The 17,150-nt window shown below is 71.8% G+C and carries 15 protein-coding genes; 3 read left to right on the plus strand and 12 right to left on the minus strand.

Annotation, left to right across the window (positions count from 1 at the left end):
• Position 1: 1 nt before the first annotated feature.
• The 4 genes from ACQHII_RS19095 to ACQHII_RS19110 form a co-directional block, all read right to left on the minus strand.
• Positions 2–1,945, minus strand: coding sequence for an ABC transporter permease (locus tag ACQHII_RS19095; RefSeq protein WP_427920433.1), 1,944 nt, complete (start codon positions 1,943–1,945; stop codon positions 2–4).
• Positions 1,945–3,015 carry a quaternary amine ABC transporter ATP-binding protein gene (locus tag ACQHII_RS19100; RefSeq protein WP_427920434.1) on the minus strand — a complete coding sequence of 357 codons (1,071 nt, stop codon included), beginning with the start codon at positions 3,013–3,015 and terminating at the stop codon, positions 1,945–1,947. The genes ACQHII_RS19095 and ACQHII_RS19100 overlap by 1 nt, the downstream gene beginning before the upstream one ends.
• The gene (locus tag ACQHII_RS19105) at positions 3,015–4,544 is read right to left on the minus strand and encodes a GMC family oxidoreductase (protein ID WP_427920435.1); all 1,530 of its coding nucleotides are present in this window, start codon (positions 4,542–4,544) and stop codon (positions 3,015–3,017) included. Before ACQHII_RS19105 ends, ACQHII_RS19100 begins: the two co-directional genes overlap by 1 nt.
• Positions 4,545–4,667: 123 nt before the next feature.
• Positions 4,668–6,233, minus strand: coding sequence for an aldehyde dehydrogenase family protein (locus tag ACQHII_RS19110; RefSeq protein WP_427920436.1), 1,566 nt, complete (start codon positions 6,231–6,233; stop codon positions 4,668–4,670).
• 196 nt (positions 6,234–6,429) lie between these two features.
• Here ACQHII_RS19110 and ACQHII_RS19115 point away from each other — a divergent pair, with 196 nt between their 5' ends.
• Positions 6,430–7,344, plus strand: coding sequence for a bifunctional helix-turn-helix transcriptional regulator/GNAT family N-acetyltransferase (locus tag ACQHII_RS19115; RefSeq protein ID WP_427920437.1), 915 nt, complete (start codon positions 6,430–6,432; stop codon positions 7,342–7,344).
• A 126-nt stretch (positions 7,345–7,470) separates the two neighbouring features.
• Entirely contained in the window at positions 7,471–8,160 is a 690-nt protein-coding gene (locus ACQHII_RS19120) for a siderophore-interacting protein (protein WP_427920438.1), read from the plus strand.
• On the opposite strand, the gene ACQHII_RS19125 is transcribed toward ACQHII_RS19120, so the two are convergent.
• From ACQHII_RS19125 to ACQHII_RS19150, 6 genes are all read right to left on the minus strand, one after another.
• On the minus strand, positions 8,161–8,979 hold the full coding sequence (locus ACQHII_RS19125; RefSeq protein ID WP_427920439.1) for a hypothetical protein: 819 nt from the start codon (positions 8,977–8,979) through the stop codon (positions 8,161–8,163).
• Between the two features lie 153 nt (positions 8,980–9,132).
• A complete protein-coding gene (locus ACQHII_RS19130; RefSeq protein WP_093628716.1) occupies positions 9,133–10,122 on the minus strand; it encodes a malate dehydrogenase in 990 nt (329 codons plus the stop codon).
• Between the two features lie 327 nt (positions 10,123–10,449).
• Complete coding sequence (locus ACQHII_RS19135) at positions 10,450–11,664, minus strand: DUF2690 domain-containing protein (RefSeq protein WP_427920440.1); 1,215 nt, start codon at positions 11,662–11,664, stop codon at positions 10,450–10,452.
• A gap of 128 nt (positions 11,665–11,792) precedes the next feature.
• Entirely contained in the window at positions 11,793–12,254 is a 462-nt protein-coding gene (locus ACQHII_RS19140) for a helix-turn-helix domain-containing protein (protein ID WP_427920441.1), read from the minus strand.
• Between the two features lie 262 nt (positions 12,255–12,516).
• Entirely contained in the window at positions 12,517–12,969 is a 453-nt protein-coding gene (locus ACQHII_RS19145) for a DUF3017 domain-containing protein (RefSeq protein ID WP_427925354.1), read from the minus strand.
• A gap of 64 nt (positions 12,970–13,033) precedes the next feature.
• Entirely contained in the window at positions 13,034–13,888 is an 855-nt protein-coding gene (locus ACQHII_RS19150; protein WP_427920442.1) for a bifunctional methylenetetrahydrofolate dehydrogenase/methenyltetrahydrofolate cyclohydrolase, read from the minus strand.
• Between the two features lie 267 nt (positions 13,889–14,155).
• Between ACQHII_RS19150 and ACQHII_RS19155 the strand changes: the two genes are divergently transcribed.
• Positions 14,156–14,848 carry an RDD family protein gene (locus tag ACQHII_RS19155; protein WP_427920443.1) on the plus strand — a complete coding sequence of 231 codons (693 nt, stop codon included), beginning with the start codon at positions 14,156–14,158 and terminating at the stop codon, positions 14,846–14,848.
• Positions 14,849–14,911: 63 nt separating this feature from the next.
• Here the strand turns inward: ACQHII_RS19155 and purH are convergent, their stop codons facing one another.
• Together purH and purN are read right to left on the minus strand one after the other, a co-directional pair.
• A complete protein-coding gene (purH, locus tag ACQHII_RS19160; RefSeq protein ID WP_427920444.1) occupies positions 14,912–16,477 on the minus strand; it encodes a bifunctional phosphoribosylaminoimidazolecarboxamide formyltransferase/IMP cyclohydrolase in 1,566 nt (521 codons plus the stop codon).
• The gene (purN, locus tag ACQHII_RS19165; RefSeq protein WP_427920445.1) at positions 16,474–17,103 is read right to left on the minus strand and encodes a phosphoribosylglycinamide formyltransferase; all 630 of its coding nucleotides are present in this window, start codon (positions 17,101–17,103) and stop codon (positions 16,474–16,476) included. Before purN ends, purH begins: the two co-directional genes overlap by 4 nt.
• Positions 17,104–17,150 lie beyond the last annotated feature (47 nt).

Consider the following 17,150-nt stretch of genomic DNA (forward strand, 5'->3'; position numbering starts at 1 on the left):
GTCAGGCTCCCTTCCTGGTGCGGCGTTCGGTCGGCTGGGTCACGCGGTCGAGCATCAGGCCGAGGCAGACGATCGCGGCGCCCGCGACCAGGCCGGTCGCCAGGTCGCCCTGGGCCAGGCCGAACACGGCGTCGTAGCCGAGCGCGCCACCGCCGACCAGGCCGCCGATGATGACGACGGCGAGAACGAGGACGACCCCCTGGTTGACGGCGAGGAGCAACGCCGGGCGGGCGAGCGGGAGTTGGATCTGCCGCAGCTGCTGGGCGCTGGTCGCGCCGAGCGAGCGGGCCGACTCCAGGGCGGCCGGGTCGACCTGGCGCAGGCCCTGGGTGGTGATGCGGACGACGGCGGGAAGGGCGTAGACGACGGCCGCCGCGACGGCGGGGGCGCGGCCCACGCCGAACAGGGCGACGACCGGGATCAGGTACACGAACTGCGGCATGGTCTGGCAGACGTCGAGGACGGGGCGCAGGGCGCGTTCGAAGCGGTCGCTGCGGGCTGCGGCGATGCCGGTCGCGAAGCCGAGGACGAGGGTGACGGCCACGGCGGCCAGGACCTGCGACAGCGTGTCGAGCGACGGCTTCCACACCCCGAGGACACCGGTCGCGGCCATGGCGAGGACCGCCGTGAGCGCGGTGCGCCAGGTGCCGATCACCCAGGCGAGCGCGGCGACGATCAGGAGGACCGCCCACCAGGGCAGCCATTGCAGGCCGTCGCGTACGGGGTCCAGGACCCAGGTGGTGAAGTGGCCGGCCCAGTCGGCGGTGCCGCCGAGGTACGGGACGCCGGAGTAGAGGTGGGCGGTCATCCAGTCGACGACGCGGTTCACCGGTTCGGCGATGTCGAGGGACCAGCCGGAGGGCCAGTCGAGGGCTCCGGCGAGACGAGCGGCCAGTGCTACGGCGACGGTGGCGCCGAGCGCGTACAGCCACGGGCGGAGACCCGGTCCCTGCTCCCCCATACGCTCGCCCGCCGCCGCCGTGACCCGGTCGAGTACGACGGCCAGCAGCACGATCGGGATGCCTGCGGCCAGGGCCGCGCCGACGTCCACGGACGCGAGTGCCTGGTAGACGCGGTCGCCGAGGCCTCCGGCGCCGATGACGGAGGCGATGACGGCCATGGAGAGGGCCATCATGATCGTCTGGTTGAGGCCGAGGAGCAGCTGTTTGCGGGCCAGCGGGATGCGGGCGGTCACCAGGCGTTGGCGTCCGGTGGCGCCCAGGGACTCGACGGCCTCCAGGACCTCCGGGTCGGCGTCGCGCAGGCCCAGCGCGGTGAGGCGGGCCATGGGCGGGGCGGCGTAGACGACGGTGGCGAGGACGGCGGCGGGGACGCCGATGCCGAAGACGAGGACGACGGGGAGGAGGTAGGCGAAGGCCGGGAGCACCTGCATGGTGTCCAGGACCGGGCGCAGCGCGCGGTCCGCCCGCTCGGAGAGGCCGCCGGCCAGGCCGAGGAGCGCGCCCACGACGACCGAGGTGAGCACCGCGACCACCATGAGCGCGAGCGTCTGCATGGTTGGCACCCACATACCGAGCAGCCCGCAGACGAGGAAGGCGACACCGGTCCCGACCGCGAGCCGGACGCCCGCCACCCGCCAGGCGACGAGCGCGCCGAGCGCGGTGACGCCCGCCCAGCCGGCCGCGAGGAGCACCAGGTAGACGGCGCGGACGGACAGGACGACGGCGTTGCTGATGTAGCCGAAGAAGTAGAGGAACAGCGGGGAGCTGTCGCGGTTGTCGATGATCCAGTCGTTGGCCCGGCCCAGCGGTCCGGACAGGTCGACGGTGAGGGCGCCGGGCCAACTGCCGCTGGACCAGTGGGCGTCGGCGAGCGGCACGAGGACCGCCGCGGCGAGCGCGAGCAGCAGCAGCTTGTGCGCCGCCCGGTGCCGGAGGACGCCGGGCAGGGCGAGGCGCGGGGCGGGTGCGGTGACCGTGGCCATCAGACCGCCTCCCTGCCGCTATCGGCGAGCTCCGCCCCCGCCACGACGTCCAGCAGCCGTGCCTGGTCGACCACGCCCAGACAGCGGCCGTCCTCCACGACACACGCGGGCCGGCCGCTGCGGGACACGACCTTGATCGCCTCGGCGACGACCGCGTCGGCCGCGAGCGCGCCGGGGTGCTCCGCTCCCCCGCAGTCCCCGGGCCGCATCGCCGTACGGACCGTCATGACGTCGGCGCGCGGTACGTCCCGTACGAACTCGCGGACGTAGTCGTCGGCCGGGGAGCCCACGATCTCCTCGGGGGTGCCGAGTTGGACGATCCGGCCGTCGCGCATCAGGGCGATGCGGTCGCCGAGCTTCAGCGCCTCGTTGAGGTCGTGGGTGATGAAGACCATCGTGCGGCCCTCCTCGTGGTGCAGCCGGACGACCTCCTCCTGCATGTCCCGCCGGATCAGCGGGTCGAGCGCGCTGAACGGCTCGTCGAACAGGAGGACTTGGGGATCCACCGCCAACGCCCGGGCCAGGCCCACGCGTTGACGCTGACCGCCGGAGAGCTGAGCGGGTCGGCGCTGCTCCATCCCCTCCAGGCCCACCTTGTCGACGACCTCGGCGGCCCGGCGGCGGCGCTCTGCCTTGCCGATGCCCTGGATCTCCAGGCCGTAGGCGACGTTGTCGAGGACCGTGCGGTGCGGGAGGAGGCCGAAGTGCTGGAAGACCATCGCGGCGCGGTGGCGGCGGAGTTCGCGCAGCCGGTTGCGGTCCATGGCGCGGACGTCCTCGCCGTCGATGGCGATCGTGCCCGCGGTCGGTTCGATGAGGCGGGTGAGGCAGCGGACCAGGGTGGACTTGCCGGAGCCGGACAGGCCCATCACCACGAAGACCTCGCCCTTGCGCACGTCGAAGGAAACGTCACGGACGGCGGCGGTGCAGCCGGTGCGGGTGCGGAGTTCGGCGGTGTCGAGGGCGGCGAGTTCGGGGTCGGCGGGGATCTGGCCGGCCTTCGGACCGAAGACCTTCCACAGGCCCTCCACGGAGAAGACGGGACTGTTCACGGCAGTTGAGGTACTCATCACGCACCGCCCCCGATCAGGTCGACGGCCCGTTCGCCGACCATGAGCACCCCGATCATCGGGTTCACGGCGGGCATCGTCGGGAAGACGGAGGCGTCGGCGATACGGATGCCGGCCAGGCCGCGGATGCGCAACTCCGGGTCCACCACGGCCAGTTCGTCGGTCTCGGCGCCCATGCGGCAGGTGCCCGCCGGGTGGTAGACGGTGTGGGCGACCTTGCGGGCGTACTCGCTCAGTTCGGCGTCGCCGAGGATCTCCGGGCCGGGGGCGACTTCCCGCTTGAGCCAGCCGGCGAGGGGTTCGGTGCGGGCGATCTCGCGGGCGATGCGGATTCCGTCGACGAGGGTGCGGGCGTCGTAGTCGTCCTCGTCGGTGAAGTAGCGGAAGTCCAGGGCGGGTTTGACCGAGGGGTCGGCGCTGGTCAGGTACAGGCGGCCCCGGCTCTTCGGCTTGGGGATGTTCGGGGTCATGGAGACGCCGAACTCCGGGCGTTCGTAGCCGAGTCGCTCGGGGTTGTCGGTGAAGGGGACCTGGTAGAAGTGGAACATCAGGTCGGGGCCCGGGTGTTGGGGATCGCGGCGGACGAACAGGCCCGCGTCGGAGTCCATCGCGGAGTTCTCCGGGATCGGCCCGTCGGTCTCCCAGACGATCACCGACTCCGGGTGGTCGAGGAGGTTCTCGCCGACGCCCGGAAGGTCGACCGCGACCGGGATGCCGAGTGCTTCGAGATCCTTGCGCGGGCCGATTCCCGAATGCAGCAGCAGGCGCGGGGAGTCGACGGCCCCGGCGCAGAGGACGACCTCGCGGCGGGCGCGGACGAGGAGTTCCTCGCCGTCCTCGGTGCGGACGTGCACACCCTCGGCGCGGGTGCCGTTCAGCTCCAGCCGGTGGGCCCAAGTCTCAAGGAAGAGCGTCAGGTTGGGGCGCTCGTCCATCACCGGGTGGAGATACGCCACGGACGCGCTGGACCGCTTGTTGTCCTCGGGGTGGTAGGCGAGGTCGAAGAAGCCGACGCCGTCCGTGAAGGGGGCCCTGTTGAAGCCCTCGATGCGCGGGACGCCGAGCGCCTCCTGGGCCGCGTCGACGAAGTCGCGGGCGATGGCGTTCCGGTCCTTCTCGTCGACGGGGACGATGTTGTTGAGGAGGCGGGCGTAGTACGCCTCCATCGAGATCGCGCCCCAGCCCTTGGCGCCGGCAGCCTCCCACTCGTCCCAGTCGGACGGCAGCGGCTTGAAGGCGATGAGGGTGTTGTGCGAGGAGCAGCCGCCGAGGACGCGGGCGCGGCTGTGGCGGATGTGGGAGTTGCCGCGCGGCTGCTCGGTGGTGGGGTAGTCGTAGTCCAGTTCGCCGCCGAGGAGGCCCATCCAGCGGCGCAGGGTCAGTACGTCCTCGCGGCCGACGTCGCTGGGGCCGCCCTCGATGACGGCGACGGTGACGTCGGGGTTCTCGGTGAGGCGGGAGGCGATGACGGAGCCGGCCGTTCCGCCGCCGATGACGACGTAGTCGTATACGTGGGGGGTCTCAGGCATGGAGCAACTCCGGTTGGGGGTGGTGTTGTCGGGTGCGGGTGCGTTGTGGCTGGTCGCGCCCACGCGGCGGAGCCGCATGTCGGCACAGACCCGCGCCCCTTGGGTGGGCCGCAGATCCCGGCGTCAGCCGGTGAACCAACGCACCGGCCCCGGCGCCAGGTTCTGGTACACGTGCTTGGCCTCGCGGTACTCGGCGAGTCCGGAGGGGCCCAGTTCCCGGCCCACGCCGCTCTTGCCGAAGCCGCCCCACTCCGCCTGGGGGAGATAGGGGTGGAAGTCGTTGATCCAGACGGTGCCGTGCCGGAGCCGGCCGGCGACGCGGCGGGCGCGGCCCGCGTCCGTGGTCCAGACGGCGCCCGCGAGGCCGTACTCGGTGTCGTTGGCGAGCGCGACCGCCTCGTCCTCGGTGCGGAACGTCTCGACGGTGAGGACCGGGCCGAAGACCTCCTCGCGTACGACGGTCATCTCGCGGTGGCACTGGTCGAGGACGGTCGGCTCGTAGAAGTAGCCCGTGGCGGGGAGGGTCGCGGACGGCTCGGGGCGCCTGCCGCCGGAGCGGAGCACCGCGCCCTCGGCGAGGGCACCGGCGACGTACGACTCGGTCCTGGCGCGCTGTTGTTCGGAGACGAGGGGGCCGCACTCGACGCCGTCCTCGGTGCCGCGGCCGAGGCGGATCTTCGCGGCGCGGCGGGCGAGTTCGGCGACGAAGCGTTCGCGGACGGTCTCCTCGACGATGAGCCGGGAGCCCGCCGAGCAGACCTGGCCGCTGTGGATGAAGGCGGCGTTGAGGGCCTGGTCGACGGCGGTGTCGAAGCCCTCCTCGGTGGCGCAGGCGTCGGCGAAGACGACGTTGGGGTTCTTGCCGCCGAGTTCGAGGGCGACCTTCTTCACGGTCACGGCGGCGGCCTGGGCGACCTTCGTGCCGCTGACGAGGCCGCCGGTGAACGAGACGAGGTCGACGTCGGGGTGCTCGGCGAGCCGGGCGCCGACCGTGTGGCCGGGGCCGGTGACGATGTTGGCGACACCGGCCGGGAGCCCGGCCTCGACCAGCAGCTCGATGAGGGCGATCGTCGTGAGCGGGGTGATCTCGCTGGGCTTGACGACGAAGGTGTTGCCGGCCGCGAGGGCGGGCGCGATCTTCCAACTCGCCTGGAGGAGGGGGTAGTTCCAGGGCGTGATCAGCGCGCAGACACCGACGGGCTCGTGCACGACGACGCTGTGGACGTCGGGCGTGCCCGCGTCGACGACCCGGCCGGGGGCCTCGGCGGCGACGAGGTCGGCGAAGTAGCGGAAGGCGTCGGCGACACAGTCGATGTCGACCCGGCCCTCCTCCACGGTCTTGCCCGCGTCCCGGCTCTCCAGCAGACCGAGCCGCTCGCGGTCGCGCAGCAGCAGGTCGGCGACGCGGCGCAGCAGGGCGGCACGCTCGGCGACGGGCGTGCGCGGCCAGGCGCCCTCACCGCGAACCCCCGCACTGCCGCGCCCGTCGCCCCCGTCGCTGCCGTCGAAGGCGGCGCGGGCGGCGGCGACGGCTATGTCGGTGTCCTTCTCGTCGCCCTCCGCGACCACGGCGAACGGCAGCGCGTCCGCGGGGTCGATGATCTCGCGGGTGGCACCGGAGGCCGCTTCCAGCCACTCCCCGCCCGCGTGAATGGTCTTCCCCGCCTGCTGTTCCGTCTTCTCCGCCATGATCGGTACTGCCTTCCGTTCCTGTTCAGCGCCCGAGCGTCACCCAACTGTCACTCCCGGGGACTGCGAGCGCCTGCCCGGACGGTCCGTATGCATGCGCGATGCCTGGCCGAAAGTGGGCCGAGTCACTGAACAAGGGCACAAAAGCCGCACCACCGTGGACTCCGGCCACTCCTTTGACTAAAGTCAAAGAAGTATGGAGCCAGTAACGGAATCCGCACCGGAAGTACGGCCGGAGGACATCGCCGCCCTCCGCCGCTTCAACCGCTACTTCACCCGCCGTATCGGCGCCCTCGACGACCACTACCTCGGCCAGGACCGCCCGCTCGGCGAGGCCCGGCTGCTCTTCGAGATCGGTGACGGTGTCTCGCTGCGGGAGCTGCGCGCCCGGCTCGCCCTGGACGCGGGCTATCTGAGCCGGATGGCGAAGGCCCTGGAGGCGCAGGGCCTGGTCCGGCTGACCGTGCCCCCGCACGACACCCGGCTGCGGCTGATCGAACTGACCCCGGCCGGACGGATCGAGGTCGAGGAGCAGCACCGCCGCGCCGACGCGCTCGCCTCCGGCCTCCTCACCACCCTCACCGCATCCCAACGCACCGAACTCACCCACGCGTTGGCGACCACCCAGCGCCTCCTCCGGCTGGCCGCCATCACGGTCGCCCTGGTCGACGGCGCCGCCGAGGACGCCCGCGCCTGCCTCGACGCCTACGCCGCCGACATCGACGCCCGCTTCCCCGAGGGCTTCGACAAGACCGATCTCGTACGGCCGGAGGAGGTGACCGGGGAGGCAGGCGCGTTCTTCGTCGCGTACGAGGAGGGACGGCCGGTCGCGTGCGGAGCGCTACGGACCCTGGAGCCCGGGGTCGGCGAGATCCGGCACGTCTGGGTCCACCCCGACGCCCGCCGCCTGGGCCTCGCCCGCCGCATCCTGACCGAACTCGAACTCGCCGCCGCGGCGCACGACTTCGCCGTCGTACGACTCGACACGCACGCGACGCTCACCGAGGCGCAGGCGATGTACCGGGCGTGCGGCTACACGGAGATCCCGGCCTACGTCGACCACGTCTACGCGTCCCACTGGTTCGAGAAGCGACTGCCCGGCGCCCGCTGACCCACACACCTCGCGTACCGGTCCACCAATGCCCACACGCACTATCGCGTCCGGCGGGAAACGCGTAATATCGCGTTGCGTCCGAACATCAACTCCCCTCACGCATCACCCAGTTGAGGAGCCCCCGTGCCCACCGCCCTCCTGAACCCCGTCCTCGACCTGGTGACCCTCCGCGCCACCCTCACCGCCGCCGAGCCGATCACCGCCCGGATGCGCCGGCTGCGCGTCGAGGGCAACACCCTCGCCGGACTCGACGTCCGCCCCGGCCAGCAGGTACGCGTCCTGGTCGGCGGCCTGACCCTGCGCACGTACTCGGTGTGGCGCTACGACCCGTCCGGCGCCGTCGAGTTGTGCGTGCTGGACCACTCCGAGGGGGGACCCGGGGCCCGTTGGGGGAAGGGCGTCGGCGTCGGCGAGCAGGTGCGGCTGCGGAAGCCCGAGGGGACCTTCACCCTCCGGCCCGACGCCTCCCACCACCTCTTCGTCGGCGAGGAGACGGCGTCCGTCGCCTTCGGCGCGATGCTGGCCGCGCTGCCCGAGGGGGCGCGGATCTCCGGGGCCGTAGAAACGGAATCGGACGCGGACCGGCTGCCGCTGACCCACTCCGACCGTCTCGACTGGCTTACCAGGGGCGGGACTTCACTCCCGGACGCGGTGCGGGACCTCGCCCCCGGGCCGGGCGGGATCGCCTACGTCGCCGGGGAGGCCCGGACCGTGCAGGCCGTACGGCAGGTGCTCGTACGGGAGTTGGGCTGGGACCGGCGGTCCGTCCTCACCAAGCCGTTCTGGGCGCCGGGGAAGCGGGGGCTGGAGTAGTCAGCAACTCGCGCCGGCCGGGCAGAAGGAACCGATCGCGGTGGTGAGCGGGGCGCGGACCAGCGCGGGATCGAGGGACTCGGGGCCACTGGACCGGATCGCGTAGAGCGAGCCGTCGGCCGCCGTGAAACGGTGGTCGATCACCCGGCGGGCGCCCTTGTCCTGGTCGTCGTAGCGGTAGGTGAGTTCGGCCCAGGTGGGGCCCGAGGTGCGGTCGAGGACCTGGTAGCCGGGCTGGCGGGCGAAGCCGTAGCCGGGGTCGTTCTCGGCGAGGTCGAGGGACAGCGCCGGGGAGTTCTCGGTGATCCGGAAGATCTGCAGGCGGCGGGTGCCGTCCGGGGAGTCGTAGGAGACCACCGGGGCCTTGGCGCCCTGCCGTTGGGCGCGGGTCCAGCCGCGGGGGATCTCGACGGTGTAGCCGGTGGGGTCCTGGGCGGTGCGGTACGACGATCCGGGCCCGGTCGCACCTGCGCCTGCGCCTGTGCCCGAACTCGCGCCCGCGCCCGCGCTCGTACTCGTACTCGTGTCCACGTGGTCGTGCGCGACGCGCCCGTGTGTGACGTACCAGAAGCCGCCACCCGCGCCCGCGCCCAGCACCACGGCGGCGACGACCGCGAGGACCACCCGCCGGACCCGGTGGTCGGGAGCCGGAGCGGGAGCGGGTGCGGAAGCCGGAGCCGGGACAGGCGTCGGCGGCGACACCCACGCCGGCGGGGTCAGCGAGGTCTGGGTCTCGGCCGTCGACCACACCGACCAGGGCGCCTGCCCTCTCTCCTCGCTCGGCCCGCGCTCCGCCCCGAAGCCGTTCCAGTCGCTCATCACGAACCCCCCGAATCACCCCACCGCGTGCCTCTTCGTACACCTTCCGAAGTTAGCGGCGGAAACAGGGAACGGGCCCTGTTCCGGCCGAAACCGGAACAGGGCCCGTGCATGCCCGTGACAGAGCCGTGGCGAACGGCTCCCGGGGGTGGCTCAGATGAGGCCGAGGGAGCGGACCGCGTCGCGCTCCTCCTCCAGCTCCTTCACCGACGCGTCGATGCGGGCGCGGGAGAACTCGTTGATGTCCAGGCCCTGGACGATCTCGTAGACGCCGTCCTTCGTGGTGACCGGGAAGGAGGAGATGAGGCCCTCGGGGACGCCGTAGGAGCCGTCCGAGGGGATGCCCATGGAGGTCCAGTCGCCGTCCGCCGTGCCGTTGACCCAGGTGTGGACGTGGTCGATGGCGGCGTTCGCGGCGGAGGCCGCGGAGGACGCGCCGCGGGCCTCGATGATCGCGGCGCCGCGCTTGGCGACGGTCGGGATGAAGTCCTCGGCCAGCCACTTCTCGTCGTTCACGGTCTCGGCGGCGTTCTTGCCGGCGACCGTGGCGTGGAAGATGTCGGGGTACTGGGTGGCGGAGTGGTTGCCCCAGATGGTCAGCCGCTTGATGTCGGCGACCGTGGTGCCCGTCTTCTTCGCGAGCTGGGTCAGCGCGCGGTTGTGGTCGAGGCGGGTCATCGCGGTGAAGCGCTCGGCCGGTACGTCCGGGGCGGCGGCCTGCGCGATGAGCGCGTTGGTGTTGGCCGGGTTGCCGACGACGAGGACCTTGATGTCGTCCGCGGCGTTGTCGTTGATGGCCTTGCCCTGCGGCTTGAAGATGCCGCCGTTGGCGGAGAGCAGGTCGCCGCGCTCCATGCCCTTGGTGCGGGGGCGGGCGCCGACGAGGAGGGCGACGTTGGTGCCGTCGAAGGCGACGTTCGGGTCGTCCGTGATGTCGATGCCCTGAAGGAGCGGGAAGGCGGAGTCGTCGAGCTCCATCGCGGTGCCCTCGGCGGCCTTGAGCGCCGGGGTGATCTCCAGGAGACGCAGCCGGACCGGCACGTCCGCGCCGAGCAGCTGGCCGGAGGCGATGCGGAAGAGCAGGGCGTAACCGATCTGGCCGGCCGCGCCGGTGACGGTGACGTTCACGGGAGTGCGGGTCATGGCGTTCTCCGTATGACAGCTGGCGGTGGGGCGGCACTGCCCCGGGGTGCGGGACGTACAAATGATCGATCTCTTGGCGTCAAGAGATCCACCGGTCAGGCTATCGCGCATCCGGGATCGCGGACTGCCGGGTCCGTGTGGCCCACCCCACAGCGCCCGGTTCGGGGCACGGAAAAGGCGGCCGTCCGGCTCGGGAGAGGAACACCGGACGACCGCCGTGGGGGGTACCGGGGGTCCGGACTCCCGTGGGGGTGCTGACCGCCTGCCCCGATCCGGGCCGGCCATTCCTCACGTTCACCGAATCCCCACAGACGCGTCCTGCGCGCCCTAAGTCGTGCACCCCTTCTGTCCCGAGGCCAGCGTCACGCAGGCCTTCGCCTCGCCGGCGTCCTTCACCGCCACCATCGGGGTGTAGGCGATGGTGTCGCCGGCCGCGGTGATGCCGTCGCTCTCCTTCGTGGTGCCCGCACTCACCTGCACGGAGTCCCCCGGGACACCCGCGGTGATCCGGCCCCAGGCGGCGCCGCAGGTCTTGCTGTAGCGGACCTCGACGACGGTCGTGCCGACGGTCGCGGTCTTGGCGGTCGTCGCCGCGCCCGCGTCCGTGGTGCAGCCCATCGCCTCGGCGTCCTTGCCGGTGCAGCCCGCGCCCGCGCACTTCACTCCGGCCGGCAGGTCGGGGTTCGTGCTGACGGACGGCGAGGCCGAGGTGTGCGTGGCGCTCGTCTTCTTGTCCCCGTCACCCTTGTTGGTGAACAGGAACACGGCCGCGATCACGACCAGCACCCCGACGACCCCGGCGACGAACATCAGCAACCGCCGTCTGGCACCGGCCAGTCCGTCCGGCGGCCCGGGCCGGGGCGCCCGCGGCAGCTCGCCGTGCGGCACCGGAGTCTCCGGCCCCCGCCCGGCCCCCGGCCGGGCAGCCGCCGGTCCAGCGGCAAAACCACCCGCGCCACCGGACTGCCCCGCCCCGGACGCCGACCCCGAATACCCCGCCAGCCCCCACGAGTTGCCGACCTGCGAGGCACCTTCCCGTACGTCGGGCTCGGGCGCCGCCGGCTGCGGCGGCACCGTCGGGGACACCCCCGCCGGGCCCGCGATCCCCGGGGTCGCGGTGGCACTCCCGCCCTTGCGGGCCGCCTTGCCGCCCTCGGCTTTCCCGCCCTCGGCCTTGCCGCTCTGTGCCTTGCCGCTCTGTGCGCTCGCGGGAGGCGCCCCGAACTCGCCGAGCGCGGCCCGCGCCTGGGAGATCCGCATCGCCTCCATGGTCATGTCGTGCCGCATCTCGGAGCGGCTCCAGGCCCGTTCGGCCAGCTCCCACATCGTGGTCAGATGGACGGGATGGGTGCCGGTGACCTCCGCGAGGGCGACGATCGCGCCCTTCGGCGCGAGGAGCCGGCCATTGAGATAGCGGTCCCAGGACGTCTTGCTGTAACCCGTGCGGTCGGCCACCGCCGCGACGCTCAGGCCGCTGCGGTCCACGAGCCGGCGCAGCTGACCCGCGAACTCCTTGACCTGCGGATCGAGTTCATCCGGCAAGGCCCTCCAACGAGGCATTGCTTTCCCCCCTCTGCCCTGAATCGCCCACGCTAACGCGGTTGTTGGTCGAGTTCGTTGCAAATCCGCAAACTTGTCAATACATCGACACACTGGGCACATACCGGCGTTCACCCGAGCACAACGGCCCCCACAACGGCCATGAGAAACATGAGCACCAGCAGCACCAGCAGCACCAGCGCGTACCGGAGCAGCCCTCCGCCGGGCCCGCGCTCCCCCTTCTCGGGCGGCGTGTCCCACCAGGGCAGGGTCGGATCGTCCCGGTACTCGTCCCCGTCGGCCGCCCGCTCCGGGACGGTGACCGGGCGGGGCCAGGCCTGCACCGCCAACTCCCAGCGCACCCCGATGCGTTCGGGGTCGGCGCCGGCCACCCGGCACAGCGCGACGACCGCCTGCCGGGGCGGCGGCTGGCCCGCGTTGAGATAGCGGTGCCAGGAGGACTTGCTGTACGCGGTGCGGGCGCCGAGCGCGGCCAGGCTCAGCCCGGTGCGGTCCTTGAGGAGGCGCAGGTGTTCCACGAAGTGCCGTACCTCCGCCGGGAGTTCGTCCGGCAGCGGCTGCCAGCCGCTCATCGCACCTCCACCGCCCGCCCGCTCGCCCGCCGGCCCGCCCCACTTGCCCGTTCCGAGCGAAATGACGACGCCGGAAGGGGAACGGTTCCCTCGTCGCGGCGGGGTGCGGACCGCGTAGCGAAACGGTCACCTCCCTGCCACAGCGCGCTGACAGCCGTTGAACAGCCCGCTCACCGCGCGGCACGCTGAAACGCAGACGGCGGCGCGTCCTTGCTCGGGGGAGGGGACGGGCCGCCGTCGTGTGTCGTGAACCGACCGGCTGTCAGCTGGTGTTGACCGTGTAGTGCAGCGTGTCCTTGAGGAACGGGATGACCAGCCACGGCTTGGGCTGCGCCATCATCGCCAGCAGGACGATCGCGAGGCCGAGCACGCAGTAGGTGACGACGTCGGTGAAGCGGGAGCGTACGGCGAGCATGCCGACGTCCGGCACGACCCAGCGCAGGACGGCGCCGGCCAGCAGGGCGGCGCCGATGAGCAGGGTGCCGTAGCGGAAGACGTCGAAGGCGGTCAGCAGGAGGCCGAGGCCGACCGTGCAGAGCACCGCGAGGATCGGCCACTGGCGGGCCGGTGCCGGGGCGGCACCGGACGCGGCCCGGCCGCCGCCCTCGGGGCGGGCGGTGTCGCGGGTGAAGAGGGGGAAGCGGCGGGTGGTGCGGCGCGGGACGCCGTCGGCGCCGGGGGCGCTGACGGGGTCCGTCACCTCGATGTCGTCCACGGCGTCCGTCCCCGTCCCAGTCGTCCCCTTGCCCGCCGGTTCCTTGCCCGCCGGTTCCTTGCTGTCAGGCGACACTGCGCTCCGCCGCCTCGACCACGTTGACGAGAAGCTGGGCGCGGGTCATCGGGCCGACTCCGCCGGGGTTCGGGGAGATCCAGCCTGCGACCTCGGCGACGCCCGGGTGGACGTCGCCCACGATCTTGCCGTCGGCGTTCCGGGAGACCCCGACGTCGAGGACGGCGGCGCCCGGCTTGACGTCCTCGGGCCGGATCAGATGGGCGGAACCGGCGGCGGCCACGATGATGTCGGCGCGCTTGAGGTGGGCGGAGAGGTCGCGGGTGCCGGTGTGGCACTGGGTCACGGTCGCGTTCTCGCTGCGCCGGGTGAGCAGGAGCGGCATCGGGCGGCCGATGGTGACCCCGCGTCCGACGACCACGACCTCGGCGCCCTTGATCTCCACGCCGTAGCGGCGCAGGAGGGTCAGCACGCCGTTCGGCGTGCAGGGCAGCGGGGCGGGCTCGTTGAGGACGAGGCGGCCGAGGTTCATCGGGTGGAGGCCGTCGGCGTCCTTGTCCGGGTCCATCAGCTCCAGGATGCGGTTCTCGTCGATGCCCTTGGGGAGCGGGAGTTGGACGATGTAGCCGGTGCAGGCCGGGTCCTCGTTGAGTTCCCGGACGACCGCCTCGATCTCCTCCTGCGTGGCGGTGGCGGGCAGTTCGCGCTGGATGGAGGCGATGCCCACCTGGGCGCAGTCGCGGTGCTTGCCCGCGACGTACTTCTGGCTGCCGGGGTCGTCCCCGACCAGGATCGTGCCGAGGCCGGGCGCGACGCCCTTCTCCTTCAGCGCCGCCACGCGGGCGGTCAGATCGGACTTGATCGCGGCTGCGGTGGCCTTGCCATCGAGAATCTGGGCAGTCATGAACCCATACTCGCGGATGACACCCTCCGGGTTCCAATCCGCCCCCGAAGGAGGACCTGCCTCACCAACTCGGAGCGGGCTTCCCACCATGATCGCCAGGATTCCACTTGTACAACATATCGGGAATGCGGCTGGACAAGTAAGCAAGAACTAAAGAACGATGAGCGGCGCAGTACCGCGGCATTGCTGGGGGGAGCGGGCCGCATCTGTGATCTTCCTCCAAGCGTTCCGCGACGTCCCCGCACTACCAACGGAGGAAACCGCGCCATGAGCTTTGGCGACCCGAACAACCCATACGGCCAGCCGCAGCAGCCCCCGCAGGGGCAACCGGGCTTCGGCCAACCCCCGCAGAACCAGCCCGGTTACGGCTACCCGCAGCAGCCCCCGCAGGGGCAGGCGGGTTACGGCTACCCGCAGCAGGCCGGCCAGCCTCCGTACGGAGCCTATCCGCAGCAGCCCGGTGGCCAGATCCCCGAGGGCTACGCGAACGTGCCCGGTCTCGGTGTGGTCGAAGTCGGCACCTACGGCGCGCGGTTCGGCGCCCGACTGCTCGACATGGTCTTCGCCTACATCATCGTCATCATTCTCAACGTGATCATCTTCGGAGCCGCCTTCGCGAGCTCCAGCGGCAGCGGGTCGAGCGGGCTGGCGATCGGCTCACTCCTCGCGTCGCTGCTGGTCTCCGCGCTCACGTTCATCCTCTACGACGTCATCTTCGTCAGCACGATGGGCACGACACCCGGCAAGATGATTCTCGGCATGCGCATCGTGAACTCACGCACCGGCCAGAAGCCGACCTTCGGCCCGGCCCTGGTCCGGTGGGGCTTCCCGATCGGGCTCGGCTACATCACGTGCGGCCTGGGATACGTCCTGATCGTGATCTCGCCCTTCTTCGACAACACCGGCCAGCTGCGCGGCTGGCACGACAAGGCAGCGAACACCATCGTCATCAAGAAGTGACGAGCGATACGGCCAAGGGCGGTGCCCCCAGTGGGGCACCGCCCTTGGCCGTACATCTCCGGGTCAGTGGAAGAAGTGCCGCGTCCCCGTGAAGTACATCGTGACGCCCGCCTTCTTCGCGGCCTCGACCACCAGCTCGTCACGGACCGAACCGCCCGGCTGGACAACGGCCTTGACGCCGGCCTCGGTGAGGATCTCCAGCCCGTCCGGGAACGGGAAGAACGCGTCCGAGGCGGCGAACGAACCCTGGGCACGCTCGGCGCCCGCCCGCTCGACCGCGAGCCTCGCGGAGTCGACGCGGTTGACCTGGCCCATGCCGACGCCGACCGAGGCACCGTCCTTGGCGAGCAGGATCGCGTTGGACTTCACCGCGCGGCAGGCCTTCCACGCGAAGGCGAGGTCGGCGAGGTCGGACTCGGACAGCGCCTCGCCCGTCGCCAGCGTCCAGTTGGCCGGGTCGTCGCCGTCGGCCTGGAGCCGGTCGGTGACCTGGAGCAGCGCCCCGCCGTCGATGGCCTTGAACTCGACCGCGTTCGCCGGGCCGCCCGGGGCCTTCAGCACCCGGATGTTCTTCTTCTTGGCGAGGGCCTCGAGCGCGCCCTCCTCGTAGTCCGGCGCGACGATGACCTCGGTGAAGATCTCGGCGACCTGCTCGGCCAGCTCCTTGCTGACCGGCCGGTTGACGGCGATCACCCCGCCGAACGCCGACAGCGGGTCGCACGCGTGCGCCTTGCGGTGCGCCTCGGCGACGTCCGAACCGACCGCGATACCGCAGGGGTTGGCGTGCTTGATGATCGCGACACAGGGCTCGGCGTGGTCGTAGGCGGCCCGGCGCGCGGCGTCCGTGTCCGTGTAGTTGTTGTACGACATCTCCTTGCCGTGCAGCTGCTCGGCCTTGGCGAGACCGCCGCCCGAGGCGTCGACGTAGAGCGCGGCCGGCTGGTGCGGGTTCTCGCCGTAGCGCAGGGTGTTCTCGCGCTCCCAGGTGCCGCCGAGGAAGTCGGGGAACTGCGACTCGTCGACCGGCGCGTACGAGGACGCGAACCAGCTCGCCACGGCCACGTCGTACGAAGCCGTGTGCTGGAAGGCCTCCGCGGCGAGCCGCTTGCGGGTGGCGAGGTCGAAGCCGCCGTTCTGTACGGCGTTCAGGACGTCGGCGTAGCGTGCGGGGCTGGTGACGACCGCGACCGAGGGGTGGTTCTTGGCGGCGGCGCGGACCATGGAGGGGCCGCCGATGTCGATCTGCTCAACGCACTCGTCGGGAGAGGCGCCCGAGGCGACGGTCTCCCGGAACGGGTAGAGGTTGACGACCACCAGGTCGAAGGGGGCCACGCCCAGCTCGTCGAGCTGCTGGCGGTGGCTCTCCAGCCGCAGGTCGGCGAGGATGCCGGCGTGCACCTTCGGGTGCAGGGTCTTGACCCGGCCGTCCAGGCACTCGGGGAAGCCGGTCAGCTCCTCGACCTTGGTGACGGGGACGCCGGCGGCGGCGATACGGCCGGCCGTGGAGCCCGTGGAGACGAGTTCCACGCCCGCCTCGTGCAGGCCGCGCGCCAGCTCCTCGAGGCCGGTCTTGTCGTAGACGCTGACGAGCGCCCGTCGGATGGCTCGCTTGTTGCTCTCGGCGGTCACTGGATAACTACCTTTCGTCCCTCGATGCGATAGCCGTTGCGGGCCAGCCGCCCCACGACATCGACGAGCAGCCTTCGCTCGACTTCCTTGATGCGCTCGTGCAGAGCGCTCTCGTCGTCCTCGTCCCGGATCTCGACCACGCCCTGAGCGATGATCGGTCCGGTGTCGACGCCGTCGTCGACGAAGTGGACGGTGCAGCCGGTGACCCGGGCGCCGTACGCGAGCGCGTCCCGTACGCCGTGGGCCCCCGGAAAACTGGGCAGCAGGGCGGGGTGCGTGTTCACGACCCGGCCGCCGAAACGGGCGAGGAACTCCTTGCCCACGATCTTCATGAACCCGGCCGACACGATCAGATCGGGCTCGTACTCCTCGGTCGCCGCCGCGAGGGCCGCGTCCCACTCCTCGCGGGTCGCGAAGTCCTTCACCCGGCACACGAAGGTGGGCAGTCCGGCGCGCTCGGCGCGGGCCAGGCCCTCGATGCCCTCGCGGTCAGCGCCCACGGCCACGATCCCGGCTCCGTACGCCGTCTCGCCCTCGGTCGCGATGGCGTCGAGCAGCGCCTGAAGATTCGTACCGGAACCGGAGACCAGCACGACAAGGCGCTTGGCCACGGGCTTGGCGGCCACGGCGGGGCCCTTTCTCGGGGGAGCGGGGTGCGTGCGGGCGGCCCGTT

The organism is Streptomyces sp. cg40, assembly GCF_050320165.1.
Lineage (GTDB): Bacteria > Actinomycetota > Actinomycetes > Streptomycetales > Streptomycetaceae > Streptomyces > Streptomyces hokutonensis.